The sequence below is a fragment of the Methylocystis sp. Uni0008 genome (assembly GCF_056838045.1).
Window position 1 is genome coordinate 2,754,152 of the sequence record NZ_CM166370.1, and the last position, 14,350, is coordinate 2,768,501.

General features: G+C 64.8%; 14 protein-coding genes. 5 read left to right on the forward strand and 9 right to left on the reverse strand.

Going from position 1 to position 14,350, the window contains the following annotated elements; all coding sequences use genetic code 11:
• Window positions 1–108: 108 nt before the first annotated feature.
• The 3 genes from AC0X69_RS13780 to AC0X69_RS13790 form a co-directional block, all read right to left on the reverse strand.
• Complete coding sequence (locus AC0X69_RS13780) at window positions 109–2,469, reverse strand: TonB-dependent receptor family protein (protein WP_482608365.1); 2,361 nt, start codon at window positions 2,467–2,469, stop codon at window positions 109–111.
• 56 nt (window positions 2,470–2,525) lie between these two features.
• Window positions 2,526–2,912, reverse strand: coding sequence for a hypothetical protein (locus tag AC0X69_RS13785; RefSeq protein WP_482608366.1), 387 nt, complete (start codon window positions 2,910–2,912; stop codon window positions 2,526–2,528).
• A 169-nt stretch (window positions 2,913–3,081) separates the two neighbouring features.
• On the reverse strand, window positions 3,082–3,531 hold the full coding sequence (locus tag AC0X69_RS13790; RefSeq protein ID WP_482608367.1) for a copper uptake system-associated protein: 450 nt from the start codon (window positions 3,529–3,531) through the stop codon (window positions 3,082–3,084).
• A gap of 137 nt (window positions 3,532–3,668) precedes the next feature.
• Between AC0X69_RS13790 and AC0X69_RS13795 the strand changes: the two genes are divergently transcribed.
• Together AC0X69_RS13795 and AC0X69_RS13800 are read left to right on the forward strand one after the other, a co-directional pair.
• On the forward strand, window positions 3,669–4,220 hold the full coding sequence (locus tag AC0X69_RS13795; RefSeq protein WP_482608368.1) for a TetR family transcriptional regulator: 552 nt from the start codon (window positions 3,669–3,671) through the stop codon (window positions 4,218–4,220).
• A 25-nt stretch (window positions 4,221–4,245) separates the two neighbouring features.
• Window positions 4,246–6,531, forward strand: a complete 2,286-nt coding sequence (locus tag AC0X69_RS13800) for a glycosyltransferase family protein (protein WP_482608369.1) — start codon at window positions 4,246–4,248, stop codon at window positions 6,529–6,531.
• 193 nt (window positions 6,532–6,724) lie between these two features.
• On the opposite strand, the gene hemH is transcribed toward AC0X69_RS13800, so the two are convergent.
• Window positions 6,725–7,735 (reverse strand): ferrochelatase, encoded by a 1,011-nt coding sequence (hemH, locus tag AC0X69_RS13805; RefSeq protein WP_482608370.1) that lies wholly within the window; start codon window positions 7,733–7,735, stop codon window positions 6,725–6,727.
• Window positions 7,736–7,901: 166 nt separating this feature from the next.
• Here hemH and AC0X69_RS13810 point away from each other — a divergent pair, with 166 nt between their 5' ends.
• A complete protein-coding gene (locus AC0X69_RS13810; protein ID WP_482608371.1) occupies window positions 7,902–9,257 on the forward strand; it encodes an O-linked N-acetylglucosamine transferase, SPINDLY family protein in 1,356 nt (451 codons plus the stop codon).
• Here the strand turns inward: AC0X69_RS13810 and panB are convergent.
• Together panB and AC0X69_RS13820 are read right to left on the reverse strand one after the other, a co-directional pair.
• Window positions 9,254–10,051 carry a 3-methyl-2-oxobutanoate hydroxymethyltransferase gene (gene panB, locus AC0X69_RS13815; RefSeq protein WP_482613404.1) on the reverse strand — a complete coding sequence of 266 codons (798 nt, stop codon included), beginning with the start codon at window positions 10,049–10,051 and terminating at the stop codon, window positions 9,254–9,256. The genes AC0X69_RS13810 and panB overlap by 4 nt on opposite strands.
• A 99-nt stretch (window positions 10,052–10,150) precedes the next feature.
• Window positions 10,151–10,288 carry a hypothetical protein gene (locus tag AC0X69_RS13820; protein ID WP_482608372.1) on the reverse strand — a complete coding sequence of 46 codons (138 nt, stop codon included), beginning with the start codon at window positions 10,286–10,288 and terminating at the stop codon, window positions 10,151–10,153.
• Window positions 10,289–10,744: 456 nt separating this feature from the next.
• On the opposite strand from AC0X69_RS13820, the gene rpsF reads away from it, so the two are divergent.
• On the forward strand, window positions 10,745–11,185 hold the full coding sequence (gene rpsF / locus AC0X69_RS13825; RefSeq protein ID WP_482608373.1) for a 30S ribosomal protein S6: 441 nt from the start codon (window positions 10,745–10,747) through the stop codon (window positions 11,183–11,185).
• Complete coding sequence (gene rpsR / locus AC0X69_RS13830; protein ID WP_482608374.1) at window positions 11,182–11,418, forward strand: 30S ribosomal protein S18; 237 nt, start codon at window positions 11,182–11,184, stop codon at window positions 11,416–11,418. The genes rpsF and rpsR overlap by 4 nt, the downstream gene beginning before the upstream one ends.
• A gap of 92 nt (window positions 11,419–11,510) precedes the next feature.
• Here rpsR and AC0X69_RS13835 read toward each other — a convergent pair whose 3' ends face one another.
• From AC0X69_RS13835 to AC0X69_RS13845, 3 genes are all read right to left on the reverse strand, one after another.
• Entirely contained in the window at window positions 11,511–13,328 is a 1,818-nt protein-coding gene (locus AC0X69_RS13835) for a glucan ABC transporter ATP-binding protein/ permease (RefSeq protein WP_482608375.1), read from the reverse strand.
• Window positions 13,329–13,508: 180 nt separating this feature from the next.
• Entirely contained in the window at window positions 13,509–13,826 is a 318-nt protein-coding gene (locus AC0X69_RS13840; protein ID WP_482608376.1) for an HPr family phosphocarrier protein, read from the reverse strand.
• Window positions 13,823–14,224, reverse strand: coding sequence for a PTS sugar transporter subunit IIA (locus tag AC0X69_RS13845; RefSeq protein ID WP_482608377.1), 402 nt, complete (start codon window positions 14,222–14,224; stop codon window positions 13,823–13,825). Before AC0X69_RS13845 ends, AC0X69_RS13840 begins: the two co-directional genes overlap by 4 nt.
• Window positions 14,225–14,350 lie beyond the last annotated feature (126 nt).

A 14,350-nucleotide genomic window follows, 5' to 3' on the forward strand; every position in this document is an offset into this window, starting at 1 on the left:
TTCCGGCGTCGCGTGTATCGACAAGCAGTGCGCCCTGATCGGACCGGCGAAGGCGGCCGGCGCGCCCAACCCTATATAGGGGCGGCCGCGCCGATCGCCCAAGCGCCGCTAGAAGGCGAGCCGCAGGCCTCCGTAGATCACGCGTCCCGTGCCCGGATAGAAGACGCGCGGATCGAGACCGCGGGCGTCGACGATGGTGGTCACGTCGCTGATGTAGTGGCGATTGGTGAGATTGCGCGCTTCGACAAAGAATGAGAGTCCGTAGGGCAGCTTCATGCCGGTCTGAACGCCGAACAGGACATAACCCGGCGCCTGCAGCGTATTGGCGTAGTCGACAAAGGCGCCCGCCGGCACCCAGTCGATCTGCGGCGCGAAATACAGGCCATCGGCCGGCCGCCAATAGGACAGCGTGGTGCGCAAGACGTGGCGCGGAATGCCGGCCAGCGTATTGTCGCCGAAGTCGCGATCGCCGACGAAGCGGAAGTCGTTCCAGGTCCAAACCTGCGACAACTTCAGCGCGTCGCCGGAATCGGGCGCGAAAATATCGCGCAGGAGTTCCGCGCTCGCCGCGAATTCGACGCCCTGATGCATGGTGCGCTTCGCGTTGAAGGTCGTCGCGGGGATGCCGAGCCCGGGATTGGTGGTGAACTTCAGCAGTTCGTCCTGCAGTTCCGAATGGTAGAAAGTCACGTCCCAGGTGTAGCGATCCCATCTGCCGCGCGCGCCGAGTTCCCCGGTCCAGGCCTTCTGCGCGGCGAGCGGCGTGAAGGTCGTGCCGTCGCGCGGCGGCGGAAACACGCCTTGCGTCAAATCAATGAAGTCCGGCACGTCGCGGCTGCCGGTCATGTCGGCGAAGAATTGAATGTCCGGCGTTGCTTCGTACATCAGGCCGACCTTGGGCACGATGCCGCGGTAAACCTTGTCCGATACGCCGGGAACCGGCTCGAATGGAATGCCGCCGAGAACCGCATAGCGGCGTGTATCGGCGAAAAGCTTGGCGCCGAACATGAAAATGAGCTGCGGCGCGATATGCAGGCGATCCTCGAAATAGGCTTCGAGATTGAGCGCCGTTGCGCGGTTGTTGCGGATACGCGGATCCAAGCCCGGATTGATGAACAGGCCGCAGAAGCCGAAGCATGAATTCGCCGCGCCAAATTGCGCGAGGCCGTTGAACGAATAGGGCGGGAAGGAGAATTGCGCGTTGGCGAAATTGGCGGGGATCACGCCATAGGGATTGAGCCGCATGCCATTGTAGTTGTCGAACCAATTGTCGCTCGAAGATCCGCCCCACGCGCGGCCGCCAAGTATGAGTTCATTGGGGTGGCCGTCGACGAGGAAATTCGAGGTGAGGCGCGGGGTGACTCCCCAGGTCCCGCCTTCCTGTTCGATGACGACGAAAATCGGATGATAGAGATAATTGTGCGTGTACCAGCTGTTGAGGTCGATGCGGCCGAACTCGCTCAGGATCGTGGTCTTGTTCGAAATGCGCCAGTTCTTGACGTTTCTCGCCTGATTGGCGCCGAACCCGTCCGGTCCGAAACCAGGCGGATACGGCGGCAGAGACAAACGCGGATTGTTGCGCGCATCGAACTGGTTGAGCTGCCCCGGCAGCAATTGCCAGGTGTCGTAGACGCCGAAATAGAACCGCGTTTCGAGATCGTTGGAGAATCGATAGCCGATGTTGCCGTTGAGCTGCGTGTAGTCCGTCGTCGAATGTTTTCGGTAGTTGTCGGCGTGGGTGAAGGTGCCGTTGATGAGAAAATCGAAATTGCCGATGATGCGCGACATCTGCGCCTGGCCGCGCACGGTTCCATAACTGCCGCCCTCGAGCGACACGATGTTTGGCGCGAGCGCGGTGTATGCGGTGGGCGAGATGAAATTGATGGCGCCGCCGAGCGTCGATGACCCATAGGCGAGGGCGTTGCCGCCTTTCATGACTTCGATCGCGCGGAAATATTTCGGATCGATCTGATACATGTCGCCGCCGCCGTCGGCGTAATTCATCGGAATGCCGTCCTGCAGCAACTCCAGTCCGCGCAGATGAAAGTCGCGTGTCAGATTGGAGCCGCGGATCGAAAGACGCAGCTCCTGCCCATAGCGGCTTTCGACATAGACGCCCGGAACGTCCTTGAGCGCGTCGCGCAGGTCGTGAACGTAGCGGGTTTGAATGGCGGGCGTATTGGCGTCGACGAACGCGACCGAACCTACGGTGCGTTCGAGTTCGCGGCGCTGCTGAGCGACCGACGGCACTGTCAGCGATCCGCCGCCTCCGCCCGTCTGCGACCATGTGATGGGCGCCGGCGCCGTCGCCGCAGACTGCGCGCGTCCGCCGCCGCGTCCGGGGACGCGCGGCTTGGAGCCGCCAATATCGATGGTCGGCAGACTCTGTTGCGCGAAGGCGCACGAATCCGCGAAGGACAGAATGAGGGCGACGGCGGATGCGCCGCGCAGCAGGCCGGTCGGAAACATGGAATCTCTCCTGAGCGGCGTCGCGCCGCGCGATCGTTAAGGGAGGACTGACGCGATCAGGAGAAGTGCGGCGGCGCGCGCGGCGCTGCGCGGGAGCGCTCGCGCACGCTTTCCAGCGCTGGCGGCCGGGAGGCTGCGAATGCCTGGGTTGTGGCGCGGGGCGGCGCATAGGCGATGAAGCTCGATACGGGCTCGAAAAAGGAAAAGATCAGATCCTTCTGGCTGTGGCCGCAGAGCGGACAGCATTCGTCGCCGCCACAGGGATGTTCCGCCGGCGCAGGCGAGGAACTATTCTGGCAGTGCGCGGCCGCGCCGTGCGGCGCATGCGCGGCGTGCGCCGGGGCGGCGAAGGAGAGCGCCGCAAGCGCGAAAAGCGCGGCGATCCACAGCGCTCCGATGCGCCGAAGAATTATGGAGCGAGAGGGTCTCGCGAGGGCCGCCATCTTTTCTCAGATTCCCGAGCTGCTCTCGCCCACGAGGCGAAGACGAAGGACGGCGAACAGCGCCGAGCCCAGAAAATTGGTAATATACCAAATTACGTGCGGCAACGGTTTGGCCGGGCGCCGGGACGGATTTTTTTGCGCTGTGGCTCGGGCGCAACAGTGCCGATGATCAGGGAATGGGCTTGTGATGCGGATCGAGCGGCGAGTGGCCGCCATCCGCGTCGACGGCGGCCATGCCGTCAAATCGGGAAAAGCGCTCGACGACGTCGGGAGAGAGCCGCTGCTCCTTCACGGCGAGCCGCTTCGAAAGCGCCTCGGCGTTGGCCTTCGAAACGCCGAGCCGCTCGAGCGTGGCGCTGTCCTTCAAGGCGTCGCCGGCGCACAGGGCGATGCTCCAGGCGTCGCCCTTACGCGTGAGAAAGGCCCGGCCGCCGAGTTCGCCCTGGCGCCAGTCGGCGACGGCGGCGTCCCCTTCGACGACGATGGCGTCGACGAGCAGCCGCGTTTCGGGCTTGTCGAATGTTTCGAAAAGCAGGCGGCGCGCGGCTTCGGACCCGTCGTCGGCCCGCGCGCCGAGGCACATCCCCGCGCTGATCGTCGCTATTAGAAAAAATCTCATCAATTCGCTCCAATGTCGGCGCGGCGCGCGTGCATTGGTATATTACCAATCAATGGCGGCGCAAGGGCGCGGGAAACATTTCCGCGGCGGGTTTTTTTTGATACGACGCTCGCGCGGCGAAGGTTGAATGAGTTCGAATGGCGACGGTGGAAAAAAGCGCGCGCCAGCGCATTCTGGACGCTGCGCTCAAAATTATCAGGAAAGAGGGCGTCACAGCGCTGACCCAACCCCGCGTCGCCGCCGCGGCGGGATTGCGGCAGTCGCATCTGACATATTATTTTCCGCGCAAGACGGATTTGCTCGCCGCAACGCTGGAAGCGTCTCACGCGCAGGCGCATAAGCCGAAGCGCGGATCGACGGGAGGCGAGGCCCACCCCCTCGAGGCGGTGCGCACGCTCATGTTCGATCGCAATAAGATGCGTTTCTTCCTGAGCGTCGTGGCGCAGGCGAGCGATCACTCGGAAGTTCGCGAGACGCTCGCCGCCCACGCCCGCGGCGTGGCTGACCAACTTGCGCCGCTCTTCGGGCGCAAGGCGGACGACCCGGACATCATCGCTTTCGTCGACATGCTGCGCGGGATGGGGTTGCGGCTGTTGCTCGAAACGGATGACAAGCGCCGCGTGGACGTTGATCTTGACGCGCTCGCCGCGCGTTTTGGCCTCAGGCGAACGCCTGAAGCGCGGCTTTAAGCCATGGACCGAAACCGCTAGAACTATGGCGATGCAACGAATCGGTAGGAGCGCGGGCGGCCTGGAAGGTCAGCCTTACGCCCAGGCGGCGGCGTTTTTCCTCGTCTGCGCGATGGCGCTCGCCTTTCCCTGGCTCTCGGGACGGGTGACCATCCCCTGGGACGCGAAGGCGCATTTCTATCCGCAATTCGCCTTTCTCGCCCACGCCTTGCACAGTGGCCAGTCGCCGTTCTGGACGCCGAACGTCTTCGCGGGAATGCCGCAGATCGCCGATCCGCAATCGCTGATCTTCTCGCCCTTTTTCCTGTTGGCGGCGGCGATCGTTCCCGAACCTTCCTTCGCCCTGGCCGACTCCCTCGTCTTCGCGATGCTGGCGATGGGCGGTCTCGCGCTGATCGCCTATTTCCGCGACCGCGGCTGGAGCGCCGCGGGAGGATTGCTCGCCGCGCTCGCTTTCGCCTTCGGCGGCTCGGCGGCGTGGCGACTCCAGCATGTCGGCCAGATCATGAGTCTCGCGTGGCTTCCGGTAACGCTGTGGCTGCTGGCGCGCGCGCTCGATCGGCGCTCGGCGCTCTATGGCGCGGCGGCTGGCGCCGCCGCGGCGCTGCTGGTGCTCGGAAGAGACCAGGTCGCTTTCCTGAGCGTGCTGATGCTTTCCACCTATGCGCTCTATCGCATCGCCACGGACGACTTGCCGAAGCTCAGCGCGCTCGCGCCGCTCGCGTCGGGCGCCCTCGTCGGCGTGGCGATCATCGCCGTCCCGCTCGCTTTCACGCTGGAGCTCGCCGCGAATTCCAACCGACCGGAAATCGATCTCGACGGCGCGCTCAAGGGCTCGCTGCCGCCGGGCTCCTTCTTGACGCTCATCTCCGCCAATCTGTTCGGAACGGACGGTCCGCTCAAAGATTTCTGGGGTCCGCCGGTCGGCGAGCGCGATCTTTTTCTCGCCCGCAACATGACAGATCTTTACATGGGCGAACTGACGCTCGTGGCCTTGATCGCCGCGATGGGCAGGCGTTTCTTCGCGAATAAAGAAATCCGCTTCTTCGCCGCCGCCGCGCTGCTTTTCGCCCTCTATGCGGTCGGCCGCTACACGCCGGCCTTCGCGCTCTTCTATCAGCTGCCGGGCGTCGATCTTTGGCGACGGCCGGCGGACGCGACCTTCCTCATCGGCGCGACGCTGGCGATACTCGCGGGCTATGGCTTCACTCTGATCGAGCGCGGCGACGTCACGCCGCGCCCGCTTTGGATTGTCGGCGCGATCGCCGGGCTTTTCCTGACAGCCGCGCTCGTCGCTGGCGCGAAGGGACATCTCGCGCAATCGTCGTGGCCGCTCGCGATCAGCGCCATGTTCGCGGCGCTCGCCGTCGGGCTTGTTCTTGCGACGCGCGATCGGCGGTTGCGCGGCCCCTATCTCCTCGCGGCGGTCGCCGCGCTGATGAGCGCCGATCTTGCGATCGGCAACGAGCCCAATGAATCGACGGCGCTGCCGCCGGAGCAGTTTGACGCCCTGCGGATCGGCGGCAAGGATCCGGTGATCGCTTATCTCAAAGCGAAGCTCAAAGAGACGGCCGCGCCGGATCGCCGCGATCGGGTCGAACTCGCAGCGATCGACTTCCATTGGCCGAACGCTTCGCTCGTCCACGGCCTCGATCACGATCTCGGCTATAATCCCATCCGGCTACGGCTCTTCGAAGACGCGACGGGCGCCGGAGACCATCTCGCTTTGCCCGAGCAGCGCGAATTCTCCAAGCTCTACCCGTCCTATCATTCGGTTCTGTCGGACATGCTCGGCCTGCGATTCATCGCGACCGGCGTTCCAATCGAAGAGATCGACGAGAACTACAAGCTTGGCGACTTCGTCGAACGAACGCGGATCGGCAAGATTCGCATTTACGAAAATCCAAACGCCATGCCGCGCGTCATGCTCGTGACCTGCGCCATCCATGTCGATTTCGCGGCGATGATGAAGAGCGGCGAATGGCCGGAAGCCGACTATCGCGAGACGGTGCTCCTGGAGACGCCGCCGATCTGCCACACCCGCAAGGACGCGCCGCCGGCGATCGCGAAGATCGTCACCTATGAGAACGACCGCGTCGTCGCCGAAGTGAGCGCGCCCCCCGGCGGCGGCTGGCTCGTGCTGAATGATGTCTGGCATCCCTGGTGGTTCGCGCGCGTCGACGGCGAGGAAGCGCCGATCCTGCGCGCCAATGTGCTGTTTCGCGCCGTCGCGGTGCCGGAAGGACGCCATGAGGTGCGCTTCGACTTTCGGCCGCTGCTCGGATTGCTGACGGAATTATCGCAAAGATAGCGAAGCGAATATCGGCAGCTGGCGCGTCCTGCGAAACCTCTTTAACGGCTGGGATGTCATTCCCGACGCGCGCAATGCGCGCGATCGGGAATCCAGAGCAAAACTAGCGTCCTTGAGTTCTGGATTCCCGGTCAGGCCTGCGGCCCGCCGGGAATGACAATCGTCCAAGCGAGCGGATCGTCCGGAATCTGCATTAAATCCATCCCGCGAGTTCGCGCTTCGCCAGAATTTCGATGAGCCGCATGCTTTCGTCGCTGTCGTTGAGACAGGGCAGGCGGGCGAACTTGGCGCCGCCCTTCTCGAGAAAGAGGTCACGAATCTCGACGCCGAGCTCCTCGATCGTTTCCAGGCAATCGGCGGAGAAGCCCGGCGCCACGACGGCGATGCGCTTGACGCCCGCGCCTGCAAGCTCGGTCACGACATCGGACGTGTAGGGCTCGATCCACCGCGCGCGCCCGAAGCGCGACTGAAAGGCGAGACGCAGCCGTTCCGGGCTCATGCCGAGCTTTTCGCACAGCAGACGCCAGGTCGCCTCGCAGTGATCGCGATAAGGATCGCCGCGATCGATCTGCGCCTGCGGCAGGCCGTGAAATGACGCGACGATGACCTCCGGCTCGAAATCGAGCGCGGCGAGCGCGCGCGTCACATCCGCCGCGAGCGCATCGATATAGGCCGGGTCATCGTAATAGGGCGCGCCGATGCGAATGGCGGGCTGTTTGCGCATGCCGCGTAAGGCGTCGAAGGCGGCGTCGGCCGCGGAGCCCGTGGTGGAGGAGGCGTATTGCGGATAGAGCGGCAAAAGCGCAATCCGCTCGCAGCCCTTCACCGCCAGCGACTCGATCTGCGCGGCGATCGACGGCGCGCCGTAGCGCAGCGCATAGTCGACGACGAGGCGGCGGCCGTCGCCCAATTGCGCCTGCAGCTTTTCCGCCTGCAGACGCGTGTATGTCTTCAGCGGACCTTCGCCCGTTTCGCTGTTCCAGATCGATTCGTAGAGCTTCGCCGATCGGGCCGGACGCGTATTGAGCACGACGCCATAGAGGATCGGCAGCCATAGCGTCCGGGGAAGATCGACGACGCGGGGATCGGAAAGAAATTGCGCGAGGTAGCGCCGCACGGCCGCCACGTCGGGCGCATCGGGCGTGCCGAGATTGACGAGCAGGAGTCCGACCGGCGTTTCCCTGAAAGTCGTGGCTGTCGTCATGATGCGCCTTGCTGCGGACCGCCCGGACGGCGGACACCAAATGACATCTTCTAGCGGCGGCTACAGTTCTGGCAACTCGATCGACTGGCTTTTGTCCTGCGGCACGGAAATCGCTTGGCGCGCATAGGCCGGCTATGTGCGGATCGGCCCCTCGCGAAAGGGCGCCATGAAATCGATTTCGCGCAGCCGCGCCATGTGCGAGTGGGACGATTTCGCCTCCGCCGCCCCGCAGATTCGCGCGGCGCTGGCCCTTACGGATGGTCCGCCGACTCCCCCGTTCCTGTTGCTTTCGGAGCCCGGAATCACGGCGCGCGAACAGCGCGCCTGTTCGGAGAGTTGGACCGCTGCGCGGCTCCTGGCGGCCGGACCGCTGCGCGCGCGCCTCGATATGCGCTTCGATCTCTCCCGCCGCGACAGAATTTGCGTCGGCTATCTCTCGAACGACTTCCATGAGCATGCGACCGCGCATCTTCTCGTTGAGACGCTCGAGGCGCATGATCGGTCGCGCTTCGAACTCCGCGCCTACAGCTATTCTGGCGGGGAAGGCGCGATGCGGACGCGGTTGCGCGCCGCCTTCGACGCGTTCGCCGACATTTCTTCATTGACCGACTCCGAGGCCGCGCGCCTCATCAATGCGGATGGCGTGGACATCCTGATCGATCTTAAGGGCTTCACTTACGGCGCGCGCACCGGGGTGATGATGCTGCGCCCGGCGCCCGTACAGGTTAACTATCTCGGCTATCCCGGCACGCTTGGGTCTGGCGTGTGCGATTACATCGTCACCGATCGCTACGTCACGCCGCCGACCTCGTCGTCGGCCTATTCGGAAGCCTTCGCTTATCTCCCGAACGCCTACCAGCCGCATGGGCGTGGCGCGCCGCTGCAGGCGCCGCCGTCGCGCGCCGCTGCGGGTCTGCCGGCGGAGGGCTTCGTCTATTGCTGTTTCAATCAGGCCTACAAATTGACGCCGTTCATTTTCGATCTCTGGGCGCGGCTGCTCGACTCAACGCCAGGCGCGGTGCTGTGGCTCGCGGCGGCGCCGATGGCGGAAGGCAATCTGCGCAATGAAATGCGCGAACGCGGAATTGACGCGCGGCGGCTCGTCTTTGCGCCGCATTTGCCGCAGGCCGAACATCTGGCGCGCCTGCAGCTCGCCGATCTCGCGCTCGACACGGCGCCCTTCAATTCTCATACGACAGCGAGCGACGCGCTCTGGGCGGGCGTGCCGATCGTGACCTGTGCTGGCGACACCTTTCCCTCTCGCGTCGCCGGCAGTCTGCTGCACGCGATTGGATTGCCCGAATTGATCGCAGCGGATTTCGAGGAATATTTCGGGATCGCGCTAGGCGTGGCGGGCGATCCTCTGCGCTCCGCCTCGCTCCGGGCGAAGCTCGCCGCCAATCGTCTGACGACGGCGCTTTTCGACGTCCATGCATACACCCGCGCGCTGGAATCGCTGTTCGAAGCCATGTGGCGTCGGCGTCTCGCCGGCGCGCCGCCCGGCGTTGTCGGGGCGGCTTAGGCCCCGTCGTCGCGCATAGCGCGCTCAAAGGCGGCGCGTTCGTCATCGGCCATGTGAAAGGCGTGCTCTTCCGCGGGAAAAACGCCGGCGCGAACATCGCGCGCATAGGCCGCGACCGCCTCGCGCAGCGCCGCGCCCACCGCGCCGTAGCGCCTGTTGTGCTTGAATTCGCGCGTGGTGATCCCGGCAAGATCATTGACGACGAGCACCTGCGCGTCGGTCGCGGCGCCGGCGCCGATGCCGATCGTGGCCGCGCTGACCGCGCGCGTCACCCGCGCGGCGAGTTCATGCGGCACGAGCTCCAGCACCAGAAACTTCTGCCCGGCGGCGTCGAGCGCCAGTGCGTCGCCAAGCAGCTTGGCGGCGGCCTGCGCCGTCTTGCCCTGGCGCCGCTTTACGTCGTGATGCTGCGATTCCAGCCCCAGATGACAGCAGACGTCGAAGCCGGCTTCCGTCAGGGCGCGCACGATGTCGGGCTCTGCGCCTTCGAATTTCACGCAATCGGCGCCCGCCTCGCGCAGGACGCGCGAACTCTCGATCGCCTGTTCGGGCGTATCGTAGGTCGCATAGGGCAGGTCGCCGATGATGTAGATCTCGGGCGCGCCGCGCCGCACCGCCGCGATGTGATGCGCCATGTCGGCGAGCGTCACCTCGCGCTCATGCGCATAGCCGAGAATATTCACCCCGACGCTGTCGCCGACGAGAATGATGTCGACCCCCGCCTCGACCTCGATGCGCGCGGTCGGCGCGTCATAGGCGGTGACGACCACGATCTTCTCTCCCCGGCGCTTCATGTCGAGGAAGGTGCTGGCGTTGGACAAACGGGGGCTCCGGCGCCTATCGTCAGGCCGACAATGATAACAGAAACGCTTGCGCTTCCTGAGCGGGATGCGTCAGTGCGGCGCGCCGTCCCTGCAGGCGTGCGGCTGGCCCGGAACGCGGAGCTCCTGGAAGCCGCCGCATTTATCGCAGGCGGAGAGCAGCGCGGAGAGGCCGGCCAGCAGCGCGAACACCCTGAATTTCCGCGTCATCTCGGCTCTCCTGGCGGCGGCGGGACAGCGCGACCATACTGGCGCGGCCGCCGTGCGGCAAGCCGCTCCGCCTCGCGCTCTTGCATCCTGCTTAAAGCCGCGTATAAAGCGCGCTTCGCGAGGTTCCCGGCCGGGGGCTGAACGGAAGCGCTCGACGCGCATATTCCCGGAAAGGCGGTAGCGGTTTCGGACAAGAATATGCGTGAGGTCGCATATTCCCGAAAAGTGCTTTGCGGTTTTCGGACAAGAATATGCGCGAGGTCGCATATTCCCGAAAAGTGCTTTGCGGTTTTCGGACCAGAATATGCGGAAAAACGAGCGAGGGTCTAAACTCCCGTCTTCCCGTGTCTCCGCCTTCGAACTTTCCTTCTCGAGCCTTTCCAGGGGACGTCCCCTAAGAAGCGCTCGAAGGGCTTGGCGCCGGAACGGCTCGCGGCAACGGAAAGGCGAAAGTCGATGGCTCTTTACGAGCATGTCTATCTCGCCCGTCAGGACGTTTCTCCCCAGCAGGTGGAGACTCTGACCGGGCAGTTCAAAACCATCATCGCGTCGCTCGGCGGCACGGTCGGCAAGACCGAATATTGGGGCGTCAAATCGCTCGCCTATCGGATCAAGAAGAACCGCAAGGCGCATTTCACCCTGATGAACATCGACGCGCCGCCGGCGGCGATCGCCGAGATGGAGCGCCAGCAGGGCATCAATGAGGACATTCTGCGCGTGCTGACGCTGCGCGTCGACGAACTCGAGGAAGGCCCGTCGGCGCAGCTGCGCAAGCGCGAGGACGATGACCGCGGCGAGCGCCGTGGCCCGCGCGGCGACAGAGGCGATCGAGGCGATCGGGGCGAACGTCGCCCGCGCCGCGAGGAAAGCAAGGTTGAAGGAGGAGAGGAAGAATGAGCTCCGCGCCCCGTCGTCCCTTCTTCCGCCGCCGCAAGTCCTGCCCGTTCACCGGCGCCAACGCGCCGAAGATCGACTACAAGGACACGCGTCTGCTGTCCCGCTACATCAGCGAGCGCGGCAAGATCGTGCCGTCGCGCATCACCGCCGTTTCGGCCAAGAAGCAGCGCGAACTCGCGCAGGCGATCAAACGCGCCCGCTTCCTCGGCCTGCTGCCTTACGTGATCCGCTAAGAAGATCGCTATAGAAGCCTGCGGCCGCGCTCCGAAAGGGGCGCGGCTTTTTGTTTTGGCGGTTCTTACGCGAACCGGCGGCGCCCGCTCTCTCACCCCGCGCGGGTCTGCGGCGCCGTCGCCTCGTAAAGCCCATCGAGCGGCGTCGGCGTTTGCGCCGGCTCGGCCATGAATTGCGCCGACGCGAGAGTCGCGAAGCGTCCGCCCTTGGCCACCAGCTCGTCGAAGCCGCCGCTCTCGACGATCTCGCCCTGATCGAAGACGAGAATGCGGTCGGCGTTGCGCACCGTCGCCAGCCGGTGCGCGATGACGAAGGTCGTGCGCCCCTTCGTCGCCGCCTCCAGCGCCTTCTGGATCAAGCGTTCCGTGGTTGCGTCGAGCGCCGAGGTCGCCTCGTCGAAGACCATGATCGGCGGGTCCTTCAGCAACGCCCTTGCGATCGAGAGCCGCTGGCGCTCGCCGCCCGAGAGCGAGCGGCCGCGTTCGCCGACGCGCGTCGCCCGCCCGTCGCTTTGCCGCGAGACGAATTCCGCCGCCTGCGCCAGATCGAGCGCATGGGCGATCTCCTCATCCGTCGCGTCGGGATTGCCGATGCGCAGATTTTCCTCGATCGATCGCGCGAACAGCATCGGCTCCTGAAAGACGACGCCGATGTTGCGGCGAAGCGAACTCAAGGTGAATTCGCGGATGTCGACGCCGTCGATCTTGACGGCGCCGCTGTCCGGATCGAAGACGCGATGCAGGAGCGCCAGCGTCGTCGATTTTCCGGAGCCCGTCGAGCCGACGAGCGCGATCGTTTCCCCCGGCTTCGCCGCGAAGGAGACGTCGCGCACCGCCGGCCGACGTCCGTCATAGGAAAAGGTGACGTTCTCGAATTCCACCGCGCCCGTGAGCCGTTCGGCGTCGCGGGCATGAGGGCTGTCGGCGACCGTCGGCTGCGTGTCGAGAACGCCGAAGAATTCCGCGATCTTCGCCGATTGCTGGAACAGAACGTTGACGAATCCGACGACCTGTTCGAGCCGCGCGATCAGCATCGTCGCGAAGCTCATGAAGGCGACGATTTCGCCGATCGTCGCCTGCCCGCGCAGATGCAGCCAGACGCCGAGCAGAAAAATCGCGAGGATCGTCAGCGTCCCGGACGCGCGGCTCGCCACGGCGACCACGGCCCACCAGGAGAGGACCGGCAATTGCGCCGCCAGCACGTCGTCGATGATGCGGTTGAGCGCATGCGACTCGCTTTCGATGCGGGTGAAGCTCTGCACCACGGGGATATTGCCGAGCGCATCCGAGGCGTGTTCGGCGAGAGTGGTGTTGTAGCGCTCGACCTGGCCCTGCAGATCCTCCGTGCGGCGAAGCACGAAACTCGTCACGAAATAGAAGATCACGACGAGCGCCATGAGCAGGGAGCCGAGCCGCCAATTGACGAAGAGCGTCGCCGGCAGGAGCACGAAGAGCGCGACGAAAGACGCGCAATTCTCGCGGAAGAAAGACAGCCAAAGCCCCGACATGGCGTTCGCCCCGTCGAGCATGATCTTCAGCAGGCGGCCTGAGTGGACATTGGTGTGAAAGCTGAGCGGCAGGCTCAGCACATGGTCGAAATAATCCGACATCACCGCGAGGCGGCGGCGGTGCGCGAGCCGATCCGCGTTAAGGCCGACGAGAATGGCGCCGCCGATCGAGAACAGGCCGAAGGCCGCCCAGGCGGACATCAGCGGCAGGAGATCGTTCCATGTCAGCGTTTCGCCGGGCGCCTGCGCGCGGGTCATGCGGTCGATGATGCGCCCGAAGAGCATCGGCTCGGCGAAGGCGGCGACGGCGAGCGCCAGATTGGCCGCGACGAGGATGATTGCGAGCCGCGCTTGAGGCCGCAACAGGCCCAGCACCCGCACATAGACGCGAAAGACGGACATGCGACTCGCCTGCCGGGAAAGGAGCTTCAGCGCGATGCGCCAGGCGCAACGCCGCGCCTGCCCAATTGTTCAGAAGACGCGGCGCGCATGGCGGACGCGCTCTACAGGGCTGACCGCTCGCGCGCAAGGGGCGGGCAGGCGGGAGAGTCGCCAGGATGTCTGCGCCCGGTGACAGTCCGTCTATTCGTCCTCGCCGAAGCGATTGGCGACGAGCGCCTCCAGGGCGTCGAGAGCGGCCTTCGCCTGCGGCCCCGACGCGGTGACGACGATGGTCGAGCCCTGGCCCGCGCCGAGCGTCAGAATGCCCATGATCGAGCTGCCGCCGACGGTTTCGTCGCCTCGCGAGACGGTGATGACGGCGTCGAATTTTTCGCAGCACTGCACGAATTTCGCTGTCGCGCGGGCGTGCAGCCCCTTCTTGTTGATGATCGCGAATTCGCGCGACATGGGCTCTTCGCCCGCAGCCTGCTGCAATTTATCGGTCACGAGTTCATTCATTTTGCGTTGAGCACTTTGCTGGCGATGTAAACATATTTGCGGCCGGCTTCCTGCGCCTGCAGAACGGCCTGCTCCAAAGTTTGCGTGTCGCGGACCGAAGCGAGCTTTATCAGCATCGGCAAATTGACGCCCGCGAGCACCTCCACCTTTCCGCCGTCCATAACCGAGATCGCGAGATTTGAGGGCGTGCCGCCGAACATGTCGGTGAGCAGCACCACCCCATCGCCGCTGTCGGCCTCACGGATCGCCTCGATGATGTCGATGCGCCGGCGCTCCATATCGTCCTCGGGCCCGATCGAGATCGCCGCAATCTGCTTTTGAGGTCCCACGACGTGTTCGAGCGCCGCGCGAAACTCAGTGGCAAGGTGGCCATGGGTCACCAAGACCATTCCGATCATACGACCCTACCACTCATGAAAGACGTCTCTTGCGCGCCGATGCTGAAAACCGCGTCGGCCCGCCGAAGCGAACGGCGCCAAATTGCATCCTGGGAGCCGTTGCGCCCGCCGTAATCGCCCCGCTCT

What these genes read in the sequence shown, in the direction of transcription:
- AC0X69_RS13780 (WP_482608365.1), bottom strand. Translation starts at nt 2,469, where the DNA reads ATGTTTCCGACCGGCCTGCTGCGCGGCGCATCCGCCGTCGCCCTCATT.
- AC0X69_RS13785 (WP_482608366.1), bottom strand. Translation starts at nt 2,912, where the DNA reads ATGGCGGCCCTCGCGAGACCCTCTCGCTCCATAATTCTTCGGCGCATC.
- AC0X69_RS13790 (WP_482608367.1), bottom strand. Translation starts at nt 3,531, where the DNA reads ATGAGATTTTTTCTAATAGCGACGATCAGCGCGGGGATGTGCCTCGGC.
- AC0X69_RS13795 (WP_482608368.1), top strand. Translation starts at nt 3,669, where the DNA reads ATGGCGACGGTGGAAAAAAGCGCGCGCCAGCGCATTCTGGACGCTGCG.
- AC0X69_RS13800 (WP_482608369.1), top strand. Translation starts at nt 4,246, where the DNA reads ATGGCGATGCAACGAATCGGTAGGAGCGCGGGCGGCCTGGAAGGTCAG.
- hemH (WP_482608370.1), bottom strand. Translation starts at nt 7,735, where the DNA reads ATGACGACAGCCACGACTTTCAGGGAAACGCCGGTCGGACTCCTGCTC.
- AC0X69_RS13810 (WP_482608371.1), top strand. Translation starts at nt 7,902, where the DNA reads ATGAAATCGATTTCGCGCAGCCGCGCCATGTGCGAGTGGGACGATTTC.
- panB (WP_482613404.1), bottom strand. Translation starts at nt 10,051, where the DNA reads ATGAAGCGCCGGGGAGAGAAGATCGTGGTCGTCACCGCCTATGACGCG.
- AC0X69_RS13820 (WP_482608372.1), bottom strand. Translation starts at nt 10,288, where the DNA reads ATGACGCGGAAATTCAGGGTGTTCGCGCTGCTGGCCGGCCTCTCCGCG.
- rpsF (WP_482608373.1), top strand. Translation starts at nt 10,745, where the DNA reads ATGGCTCTTTACGAGCATGTCTATCTCGCCCGTCAGGACGTTTCTCCC.
- rpsR (WP_482608374.1), top strand. Translation starts at nt 11,182, where the DNA reads ATGAGCTCCGCGCCCCGTCGTCCCTTCTTCCGCCGCCGCAAGTCCTGC.
- AC0X69_RS13835 (WP_482608375.1), bottom strand. Translation starts at nt 13,328, where the DNA reads ATGTCCGTCTTTCGCGTCTATGTGCGGGTGCTGGGCCTGTTGCGGCCT.
- AC0X69_RS13840 (WP_482608376.1), bottom strand. Translation starts at nt 13,826, where the DNA reads ATGAATGAACTCGTGACCGATAAATTGCAGCAGGCTGCGGGCGAAGAG.
- AC0X69_RS13845 (WP_482608377.1), bottom strand. Translation starts at nt 14,224, where the DNA reads ATGATCGGAATGGTCTTGGTGACCCATGGCCACCTTGCCACTGAGTTT.